This is a genomic window from Fluviispira vulneris, assembly GCF_014281055.1.
Classification (GTDB): domain Bacteria; phylum Bdellovibrionota_B; class Oligoflexia; order Silvanigrellales; family Silvanigrellaceae; genus Silvanigrella; species Silvanigrella vulneris.
In genome coordinates this window covers 85,724-98,527 of the sequence record NZ_JACRSE010000006.1, presented here as the reverse complement: position 1 = coordinate 98,527, position 12,804 = coordinate 85,724, and the positions used below count along the sequence as shown (strand labels likewise).

At 28.8% G+C, this 12,804-nt stretch carries 1 protein-coding gene; it reads right to left on the bottom strand.

What is annotated here, in order from left to right; all coding sequences use genetic code 11:
- Positions 1–507: 507 nt before the first annotated feature.
- Entirely contained in the window at positions 508–12,300 is an 11,793-nt protein-coding gene (locus H7355_RS13940) for a non-ribosomal peptide synthetase (RefSeq protein WP_186648867.1), read from the bottom strand.
- Between the last annotated feature and the right edge of the window lie 504 nt (positions 12,301–12,804).

Genomic DNA, 12,804 nt, shown 5'->3' with positions numbered 1-12,804 from the left:
TTGTAATTAGATTAAATGATTAGCTATTTTAAAATTATTTAAAAAAAAATTTAAAAAATTCATTATATTTATAAATAATGTTATCAAATTAAAAATATTTTTATTTAATCTATATTTTTTGATAGTTTTATAAAATAAAAACTTGGACAAGATTTTTAGTTAAATATTTAAAATCATTAATGTTAGTAAAAAGGTGTATTTTAGAAATTTAGAAATTCATTATTATTCTGATCAAAATTATTCCAATAAATCATTTAGCGCCTTAATTTTGACTCATGGCGACTACACACAGAGGCAAAATTTAATGCAATGAGGCGGCTTTAAAATAGAGAACCCTAAAAATATCGTCATTAGTATTATTCCGATTAAGATAATTTTTCGATTGGTGGATTTTATTTCTATTCTTCATTGCAAAATAATCTTGTGCCCCTTCATATTGAAATTACAATAGAAGGGATGGTCACCAAAATACATTCGTGAGATTATAAATTTAATGCTAATAATAAATCAAGAAATAAATTTTAGAATTTCTGATATAATTAAATCCTCTTTTTCAATTATAGATAGATGTGAAGCATTGTGTGCTTGTATCATTTTAAACTGTTCTGGGCTTGATAAGGCATTTGGTATATTGTTATCTTTTAAATCAATACAATTTTTAAGATATTGATCAACATTTAAATTTCCAGTCAATTTATAACTAACCATTGCCTTAAACAATAAAGTTTTGGCAAATTTTAATTTTGAGCTAATACCTTGTTCAAAATATTTTGACTCAACATTTATTGTGTTTATAATTTTTTTAGCCTCAGTCGGTGAAACCTCATTTTTTATAAGTTCATCCATTACATCTATTTCAATAAAGTTGTTTAACACTTGTAAATTATCATATACCGAATCGAGAAGATAAATATATATATTTGATATTCCTTGTTTTTCTAGAATACTTGCAATTTCTAACGCTATAATGCCACCCAATGACCAACCTAATAAGTGATAAGTTTTCTGTTTAGTTTCATCCATTATTTTTTGGATATGTTTTAAATAATATTCACACAAATCATGAAAATTATCTATCATTTTTTCTTGATATAAATTGTAATGTTCAACTCCATAGCAATGAAAATGATCTTTCATTTTAAATGAGAGATCTTTATAAACATCACAGCTACCCGTTCCTGAGTGGATCATAAAAATACTTGGTTTATCTGAAGACTTATTTAACTCAATGATTTGCTTGTATTCTATCTCTTTATTTAATTCAAAATCATTATTTTTACTTGGTTTAAAATCGGAAGATTTTTCTCTAATAAAATCACATATTTTTTCAACGGTATTATAAGTAAATATGTCTTTTATATTTAAAATTACACCTAAATCATTTCTTATTTTATTTACAATTTTAATTGAAATAATACTGTCGCCACCAACGCTAAAAAATTTATTATTTATCCCGATTGAATTTTTGGACAGACCTAAAACACTTTCCCAAATAGCACAGATATTTTTTTCCAACTCATTTCTTGGTGGGACAAAATTTTCATCTTGACGAATTTTTGGAGTAGGAAGTGCTTTTTTATCCAATTTGCCATTCAAAGTTAAGGGGATTTCTTTTAAGTAAACAAAATAATTTGGCAACATATAATCAGGTAAACAGGTTGATAGATATTCTTTTAATTCCTTTTCATCAATTTCAGCATCAGCGACGTAGTAACAAATAAGAGATTTATGTTCTGAAGAGGAATCTCCCAAAGTTTTTACAATTGCTACGGCTTGTTTGATATTTTCAAAACCTAAAATAGCACTTTCTATTTCACCCAATTCAATTCTAAAGCCACGGATTTTTACTTGTGAATCATTCCGTCCGATATATTCCAAACAGCCATTGGGTAACAAGCGAACGAGATCACCTGTTTTATAAAGACGGGAGTTATAAGAGGATAACTTTTCTTGCTCTGTTTGATATGGATTGGCAATAAATTTTTCAGCAGTGAGTTCTGGCCTATTTAAATATCCTCTCGCAACCCCTATACCGCCAATATAGAGTTCGCCAATAGCTCCAATAGGAAGTAATTTTAAATTATTATCTAAAACATAGGTTGTATAATTGGGTAAAGCTTTTCCAATCCAATTCACTTCTTCAGGATTATTGTATTTATGTGTATTAGATATCACTGTAGTTTCAGTTGGACCATATGCATTCATTAATTTTTTATTATGATTTAAATAATTTTCTAAAATATTTTTGTTGAATTTATCACCACCCACTGTCAGGAGATCAATTTCTAATACAGTGTCCTTATCAAGCAAAAAGGGGAGTAAAACAGCATAGTTTATTTGATTTTTTTTGACAAATTCAGACAGCAAATGAAGGTCTTTCCGAACTTCATTTGCAACTATATATAAACAATGTCCATGAAAAATACTTGATGATAACTCCCAAACATGTGCATCAAATACATAATTTGCAAACCAGAGCACAGAAATATATTTATTTTCTTTGAACTCTTCTGCAATTAAATTCCCTTGGTTTACAATCAAATTCACAACACTTGCATGCTCAATCAAAACTCCCTTAGGTCTACCTGTGGTTCCTGAAGTGTAAATCACATATGCTAAGTGATGGCTGTCGATTTTTGTTGTTAAATTAGATTGATTTTGCTTCTGTAAAGTAAATTCACCGTTTTCCCCATCGATAAATTCTATTTTTACATTTTGTAAATTTTTATTAAGGAATAATTCTTTAAGCGATTCATTGGTTAATAATACCTTTGAACCCGTGTCATTCAGAATATATTCTATCCTTTCCATTGGATACTCAGGATCCATGGGCACATAAGCCCCTCCTGCTTTAAGAACAGCAAGAATACTGATTAACATATGCTCGTCACGTTTTAGGCAAAGAGCAATAAGATCATCTGCTTTAATGGCATATTTATCTTTTATATAATGAGCAAGTTGATTAGCACGTAAATTTAATTCTGAATAAGTTAGCTTATTATTTTCACTTACGAGAGCTATGTTATGAGGAGTTTTTATAACCTGTTCTTCAAAGCATTGTATGATATTTTGTTCTTTAAAATAATTTTTATTTAAAGCACTTTGATTAGAATAAATATAAGTCAACTGATCGGCTGGTAGATAATTCAAATGCTTTAATTTAAAATCCGAGCTTAAATAATTATTTTTTAGCAATGAAATTTCTTTTAATATTTGAATAAATAGAGAAGTATAATTTTTAATTGTTTCTTTATGGAATAAGCTTTCTGAATAATTAAAGCACCCTGATATTTTGTCAAGTTCTTCATTCAGGAAAAGGCTTAAGTCAAACTTAGCAGGAGAATACATTTGATTTATTATTTCATCACATTCTGAAGTTTTTTCAATAAAATTTAAATATTTGTTATCCTTTACATTCTCTTGGAAAGCATTCATTTCAAACATAACTTGGAAAATTGGGTGTTTGGAAGGGTCACGTTCAGGCGATATTTCTACAACGAGCTTTTCGAAAGGTAAGTCTTGGTGCTGTTGAGCCTCAATAACTTCTTTTCCGACAGCTTTTATAAAATCAACTAAGCATAGCTCTGGATCTATTTTGGCACGTAACACAATTGTATTGACAAAATAACCTATTATTTCTCCTATTTTCGGAAAATGGCGGTTGGCAATGGGAGAGCCAACTACGATGTCTTTTTGTCCACTGATACAGCTTAACATTAAATAATAAGAGGATAAGAATAAGCTATACTTGGAAAGATCCAAATTTTTTGAAACTATTCTTAAATCATCTGATAATTGTCTATCTAGCTCAAAGAAAACATTCTGGCCTTTATAATCAATATGCAATGGTCTTTGCTTATCTAAATGAAGGTCTAACGCTTCGATTCCAGATAATTTATCTTTCCAAAACTTCATTTCCTGTTCTAAGATTTGGCCTTGCAAATAATTTTTTTGCCATCTTGCAAAATCTTTGTATTGAAGATCTAAGGGCGAGATTTTTTTTGATTGCTCGTTCTTTTCAAAATAATCGTAGTAGCTTAATAATTCATTTAGAAAGACTTCCGTTGACCAACCATCAAATGCAATATGATGGATAGTTATATTTAAAAACTTCTCTCTTGTGCCATTATCATCTTTCAAAATATAGATACATCCACTTATTGGAATATCTAGATTTAAATTAAAAGTATGATTTATTTTTTCTTTCAATTTTTCTTCAAAGTTCTTTTTTGAATCGCATTCAATTCTACACAGTTGAAAAAATTTTCCATTATCAAAGAGGGCTTCTTGATAGGCATTGCCCTCTACTGAATCCTTAATGACACTTCTCAAAACTTCATGCCTTGAGATAATCTCTTGTAATGAAAGGAGCAATGATTGTTCATTCGTATTTGCAGAAAGCTTATAGAGCATAGGAATATTATAACTGTTTAGCCCGTTTTCAAACTTATCTATAAACCAAAGACGTTCTTGCGCAAAGGACAGTATTTGCTCTTCTGTATTTTTAAATACAGATTTTTCAATTTTAATGTTATTTCCGCGCTTTAGCAATAATTCTTGTACTATATTTTTTATATTCTTTGAGGCTAAAAAATCTTTTAAGGATATATTTAAATCTAATTCTTTATTTATGCGATTGAGTAATTTAATTGCAGTAATACTGTTACCGCCTAAACTGAAAAAATCACTCTTAATACCAACTAATCCTTTTTCTAAACATAAAACTTCTTCCCAAATGGAAGCTATATTTTTCTCCATTTCACTCTGAGGTGCTTCAAATTCGTTAATACTTTTCAAATTAACGTCCGGAAGTGCTCTTTTATCTAGCTTACCATTTATTGTTAAAGGTAAGGTACTTAATTGCATAAAGAAACCAGGGATCATATAGTCTGGTAATTTCGTGGATAAAAATTGAGTTAATTCTTTAATATCTATCTGTATTTCTGATATGTAGTAGCAAATTATTACTTTATTTAATTCATCATTCCCGATATTTTTAACGATGACTACAGCTTGCTTTATTCCGTTAAAACAAAGCACTGCATTTTCTATTTCACTGAGTTCAATACGAAAGCCTCTGATTTTTACTTGTAAGTCGTTGCGTCCAATGTATTCCAATTCACCATTTTCAAGCAAACGGACAAGATCTCCAGTTTTATATAAATAACTATTTATATTTAATTTTTTTTCACTTGTTGTTTGCAGTGAATTGGTTATAAATCTTTCCGCAGTTAATTCTAACTTGTTTAAATATCCATGAGCGACACTTACACCAGTAATATAAAGCTCTCCAACACTATTAATTGGTAAAGGAATAAGGTTTTTATCCAAGACAAAGATTTTAGAGTAATCAAAAACTTTTCCAATAGAAGAATTTTTAAGATCAAAATCAAAATCTGAATTATATTTTTTTACAGTCACTTCACCTGTTTCTGTTGGTCCGTAATAATTCAAAAATGTTCTATTACTTCTAAATTCTTTTTTAATAAGTCGTGGATCAAATTCTTCCCCACTAAACATAACTTTATTTAATGATTTTAGGTTATCAATTTTTACTTCATCTAAAAATAATTTAAATTGTGAGGGAACAAAATGACATATTGTTACATTATAACTTAATATCAATCTTTCAATTTCGTCTAAATCAAAGATTTTCTGAGTAATAATTAATTTCGCCCCAGATAGTAGGGTTGTGAATATATCTGAAAATGAAACATCAAAGACTAAATTTGTCTTAAATAGGAAGATATCTTCGACTGTCATTTCATTTTCTTTAATCATGTATAAGATGCGGTTGCTACAACTTTCATGTCCCATCATAACCCCTTTGGGTTTACCTGTGGTTCCCGAAGTGTAAATCACATATGCTAAATGATGGCTGCCGATTTGTGTTGTTAGATTGCCTTGATTTTGCTTCTGTAATGTATATTCAAGATTTTTACTATCGATAAGTTCTATATTTACTTTTTGTAAATTTTTATTATGGAATAATTCTTTATGGGATTCATTGGTTAATAAGACTTTTGCAGCCGTGTCCTCTAGAATATATTCTATCCTTTCCATTGGATACTCAGGATCCATGGGCACATATGCCCCTCCTGCTTTGAGGACAGCTAGAATACTGATTAACATATGTTCATCGCGCTCTAGGCAAAGGGCAATAAGATCATCTGTTTTAATGGCATATTTATCTTTCATATAATGGGCAAGTTGATTAGCCCGTAAATTTAATTCGGAATATGTTAGTATATTCTTTTCACTTATGAGAGCAATATTATGTGGGGTATTTAAAACCCGCTCTTCGAAAAGTTGAACGATATTTTTTTGCTTCAATCTGGGCTTGCTCGTTGAATTCCGTTCACCAAGAATTTTTTCAAATTCATATTCATTTAAATATTTCAATGAATGGACAAGGATATTTTGATCGTTAGCAATTTGCATCAATAATTGTTTCATCAGGCCAAGCATTTTTTCAATAGTATTGGTTTCAAATAATTCGCCTGCGAATTTTAATTTGCAATGCAACTGTTTCTCAGTTTCATAAACGATCATTGTAAATGGATAATCAAGAGTTTCGAATATCTCTTCCATTTGAATTTCTGTATTTATTCTTTTTGATAAATCATCAGAGTGATCACTTGGATAATTTTCAAAAACAAAGATGCAATCAAACAACCTCTCTCCATTCTTTTGAAGAGTAGATAAATTTACGATACTCCGTGAATTTATTTCATTAATTTGATCTTGAATTTCTATCACGCAGTCAATAACTTTTTTTTCAGGATTAGCATTGTGATTGACAATCAGAGGAAGGGTGTTGATAAATAAACCCACAGAACTATCAATGTCTTTAACCGGAATGTTACGTCCTGAAACTGTTGTCCCAATAGTTGTTTTTAAACCGTTGCCATAAACACTTAAAACTTTATGCCAGACATACTGAAGCATGGCATTTATGGTAACAGAACGAGATTGGCATATTTTCTTTAATTCAAAGTATAAATTTTCTTCACAGATAATTTCTTTTTGTTGAGGATTTTTAACATGCTTATATCCATTAAATGAAAGCAAATTTTTCTTAGCTTCTTGTGAGAGCAAACCATTTAAATCGATGTCATTTTCAATTTCTTTGACATAGTTTTTCCAAAAGTTTATATTCGCATCTTTGTGCTCATTAAAATATAACTGAGCTTCTCCATAAGTAGGATCATATCCTATTTCTATTATTTTATTATCTATCAAATTTAAATATGTTTTATGAATATAATTTAATAAGACAGGTAAGCTCCAACCATCAAGAATCGCATGGTGGTTACTTAAAATGCAGGTGTATTCATCTTCTGAGAGTTTAAACAAAGAAACACGAGCTAAATTTCCTTTGTCTAATTGGAATTTATTTTTTCTATCTTTTTCTTGAAATTCTTTAATATATTTTTTTTGCTTAAAAGATTCTTTAATATCCGTTAAGTCAAAATATTTCCAATCAATCTTTCCATTTTTATCAATAACTTGGACAAGTTCCTCATCCCAAGCAAAGCGTAAACGGAGTACATCATATTTAGAAACAGCATGATTCCAGGCTTCATGTAAATACTCAGGTTTTAATGAATTCTTATAATTCCAAACAATTTGCACAAAATAAGCATCATCGATGTCACCTTGATTTAAGGCATGATAAACAAATCCTTGTTGTAAACTATTTGCCAAATATATATTTTCAACTTCTTTTTCTTTTTGAAGGGTATCCAAGTAAGAATGATTGATAATATTCCCGATATCACTTCTTGTTAAGTAACAGCGTTTAAAGTCGGATAGATGCAATATGATGCTAGAAAGATAATCCTTAAAATAGAGTGCCAATTGATTGGTTGTTTCTTTATCAAGTTTTGTGTCTATTAAAAAAGAAAGTGAACCATTTATAATCAGCCCATTTGCGGCAATGGTATGTTTCAATCTATTGATTGGATTTATAGAAACACCACTATTTTCACTTACAATCTGCCAATTGCTGCTGGAATAATCAACTTTGCTTTCATTTTCAAACTGCCCAAGATAGTTAAAGCTTATGCATGGCAATTCATTTTCAACATAGGAATAAAGTGCAGAATAACCAATCCCTTTATTGGGAACTTGCTTAAGGGATTCTTTTACATTAACAACTAATTTTTCAAGTTCATCATTTGCTGCAAAGCAAACAGGATACATACTAGTGAACCAACCTATTGTTTTTGTAAGGTCATAGCTTGGATCAATTTCTTCGCGTCCATGTCCTTCAAGTAAAATGGCCAGATGTTCAAGTCTTGTTTGCTTTTTGATGGCTGCAATGAAAGCGGCTATTAAAATATCATTTATTTCTGTTTTATATGCCTTATTGCATTCAGTTAATAGTTTTAGAGTCAGGTTTTCAGGGAGTCTAAATTCAGCAATGTTTAGATTATCGTCTGTTAATAATTCTTTTTGATATATTGATTTTAAAGATAAATTAAATTCTCGAATCTGTATTAAATTTCTTTCCCAATAATCTTTTTCATGGTCAATAAATGTAGAGTATTTTTTAAGTCCCTCTTCCCATTGCCTATAACTTGTTCCTTTTTTTGGTAATTTCTTTTGTGCATAAATTGACTGCAAATCTTCAACTATAATGCGCCAACTGACAGCATCAACAATCAAATGGTGCATCGAAACAAAAATGCGGGCTGTTTTGTCTTGAAAACCTTCTATATATCCAAAACTAAATAGAAAGCCTTTTTCTAAACTAAAGTTGCTTTGCCAACTTGTAAATATCTCAATTAATTTTTGGTTATATATTTCTGTTCCTTCTTTTTCCTTCAATAATCCAATATCCAAATACTTTATTTCAGGTAAAGAAATATTGGCAAGGTATGATTGCTTCCAAGTTTTATTCTCAAAGGTATAACCCAAGCGGAAAGCATCATGATGTTCTATTAGTTTGCATATTGAATTTTTTAATTTTTCTATATCCAATAATGGAGTTTTAATTAAAAAAGAGTGATTCCAATGCTCTGGTACCTTAAATTCTTGAGAGAAAAACCATTCTTGTATAGGTAAAAGCGGAACTTTTCCTGATAATATTCCTTCTTCTCTTTTTATTTCAATGTCTTTAGAATTAGAATTATTTTTTATATGCTCAGATAAGAGTTCAATGCATTTATATTTGAAAATATCTTTAACACTGACAACCAAACCCAATTGCGAGCGCATACGTCCAACGATTTGAATGCTTATAATGCTATCCCCACCCAAACTAAAAAAATCACTTTTTATTCCGACAGAATATTTGGGCAATCCTAAAACACTTTCCCATATTGCACAGATATTTTTTTCCAACTCATTTCTTGGAGCGACAAAATTTTCTTCTTGCCGAATTGTTGGATCAGGGAGAGCCTTTTTATCCAGTTTACCATTCACAGTTAATGGGATTTCTTTTAAGTAAACAAAATAATTTGGCAGCATATAATCAGGTAAACAGGTTGATAGATATTCTTTTAGTTCTTTTTCATTTATTTCTTCATGCGAGACATAGTAACAAATAAGAGATTTATGATCTGAGTTACTCTCTCCCAGAGCTTTTGCAATTGCTGCTGCTTGTTTGATATTTTTAAAACCTAAAATGGCACTTTCAATCTCTTCAAGTTCTATCCTATAGCCACGGATTTTAACCTGGGTATCATTCCGTCCAATATACTCAAAACATCCGTTGGGCAACAGACGCACAAGATCCCCTGTTTTATAAAGACGGGAGTTAAAATTGGATAACTTTTCTTGCTCTGTTTGGTATGGATTGACGATAAATTTCTCTGCAGTAAGTTCAGGTCTATTTAAATACCCCCTTGCAACCCCAACGCCGCCTATAAAAAGTTCTCCAATTGCTCCAACAGGAAGTAAATTTAAATGATTGTCTAACACATAAAGTTTATGATTTCTAATTGCATTTCCAATTTGGTTTACTTCTTCTGGAGAATGATATTGATGATAAGCGCTCATAACTGTAGTTTCGGTTGGTCCATATGCATTTATCACTTTTTTGTGATGATTTAAATAATTTTCTAGAATATTTTTGTTGAATTTATCTCCAGCCACTGTGAGGAGATCGATTTCTAATAGATTGTCTTTATCTAGCAACGATGGAGGTAGGACCGCATAGTTTATTTGATGTTCTTTGACATATTCAGACAGAAAATGAAGGTCTTTTCGAACTTCATTTGCAACTATATATAAACAATGTCCATGAAAAATACTCGATGATAACTCCCAAACATGTGCATCAAATACATAATTTGCAAACCAGAGTACAGAAATATATTTATTTTCTTTGAACTCTTCTGCAATTAAATTCCCTTGGTTTACAATCAAATTTACAACGCCTGCGTGTTCAATCAGAACTCCCTTAGGTTTTCCTGTGGTTCCTGAAGTGTAAATCACATATGCTAAATGATGGTTCTCGATTTTTGTTGTTAAATTGCCTTGATTTTGCTTCTGTAAAGTATATTCAAGATTTTTACTGTCGATGAATTCTATATTTACTTTTTGTAAACTTTCTTTAAAAAATAATTCTTTTTGCGATTCATTGGTTAATAATAATTTTGTACCCGTGTCTTCTAGAATATATTCTATCCTATCCATTGGATATTCAGGATCCATGGGCACATAAGCCGCTCCTGCTTTAAGAACAGCAAGAATACTAATTAGCATATGCTCATCGCGTTTGAGGCAAAGGGCGACTAAATCATCTGCTTTAATATCGTATTTATCTTTTAAGTAATGAGCAAGTTGATTAGCTCGTAAATTTAATTCGGAATATGTTAGTTTATCCTTATTACTTACGAGAGCAATATTATGCGGAGTTTTTAAAACCTGCTCTTCAAAACATTGAGTAATGACTCTTTTGTCTGGATTTTCAATATTTTTTGAATTAACATTATCAAAATATTTATAATAACCTTCATAAGGTATTAAATAATAATCGTTAATATTTTTGAGTTTTTTACCTTTTTTACTTTCTATTAAGTTATTTATAATTTGAGAATATAAATTATCATATATTTTGCAAAAATTATTCATTAATTCAATTGAGACTTTGTCGCATTTGAAATAAACTCTAAAATGTAATTCTCCATATTTTTCTTCGTATCCAAATGAAATATCATTTGCTAAGGCAATGAATGAATTGTGACCAACTTGTGCTTTTATGTTTTCAAATGATAAAGTCATATTTTGTAAATTAGTGCTTGCAAATGTTAAATTAAGAATCTCTCCCTTGTCTTTTAATTCTAATTCATAAATTGGAAAATAACTTTGTTTTATATTTTCTGTTTTAAGAGAATGTATAAATTCTTTATTTTTATGAATTATGTCCACAATATTTAGATCGTTATTTAAATGGAATGGAAGTAAACATGTATTGACATTTCCACCATAAATAAGATCTACTCCTTCCCTAATGGCAACAGGATATGGAATACAAAAATTTTCTGTTTTAGTGAATTTAAATATTGTTATTGCAAATATAATGTTTGAAAATGAATAAGGTGTTATTTTGTAATTTGAAATAATATTTTTTATCTTTTCTAAAAATATTTTATCAAAACTAAAGTTTATTTCGTGAATTTTAAATAATTCTTGTATATTTATTCCATCAGATTTAATTTTGTTTTTTAGAGGTTCTGAATATTTTAAAAATTTAAGATCAATAGGCTCAATGTTTAGTAAAGATTTATCCCAAAAATTCTTGTATTTTTCATAATTATTTTTAATTTTTTCTTTTAAATATAATGAAATATTCTGTAAATTTTTTTCTTGTTCATTTACAGTTATCGCATAAGAATAATTTTCATTGTTATAATATTTAGAAATTTCATTATATAATGTTTCTAAAGATGAACCGTCAATTAATATATGTTGCAATATAAATATGAATCTGAATTTTTTTTCATCATTTTTTATTAATATATACCGATATAAGCATCCATTTTCAAGATCAAAATCTTTACTTATAAAGTTCTTTAGTTCATTTGCTTCACAGCCATTTTCATAATACTTTAATTCTTGTATACTAGTATTGTTGGTCCAAAAATATTTGCCATTGCTATCTTCGACATGAGAATTCATTAAATAGAATTCAGAAATAAATCTTTTAAGTGAACGATTTAGTCTCTCTACATTCAATTCTCCTTCTAAAGCCTGGTCTATAACAATATGATAATCTGTTCGAGTTGGATTCAGTTTCCATTCAAAATAGAACAACAGATGGTAAGGAGTAAGTTCAACTGTATTATTCATGGTGATAACCCTTTATAATTAATATTATATTTGAAATAAAATAAGTATCTCAACTTTTATCTTACGTATATATTCTTGTCGAATTAAATAATGAGTAATTTTTTTTCATACTATGGAATTTTTATTTTAACAAGAGTTAAATTATAAATAAAAAATTTTTATTAAATATAAATAAATATAATTTATATAAATTTATATTTATTTATATGTATTTATTTGTTTTTTTTAAAAAAATTATTATTAAAAATGATAAGTTATTAATTTTAATTATATGTATTTTTAATATTTTAAATTAATGTAATAATAAATAAAAAAATATAAATTTTTTAAATATTTTTCTATTTCGCAATTTGTCTGAAACCGAGTTTTGATATCGAAAGAATCCAAACAACGAATTCATTAAAGCGACGATGAATAAATCATGAAAGAAACCGAGATATTGCTTTTTTAATATGCACTTATTATTTCTATAATAATGAGAAGTTAAACTATATAAATTGCAAT

Coding starts and splice junctions, on each gene's coding strand:
- H7355_RS13940 (WP_186648867.1), bottom strand. CDS start 12,300: ATGAATAATACAGTTGAACTTACTCCTTACCATCTGTTGTTCTATTTT.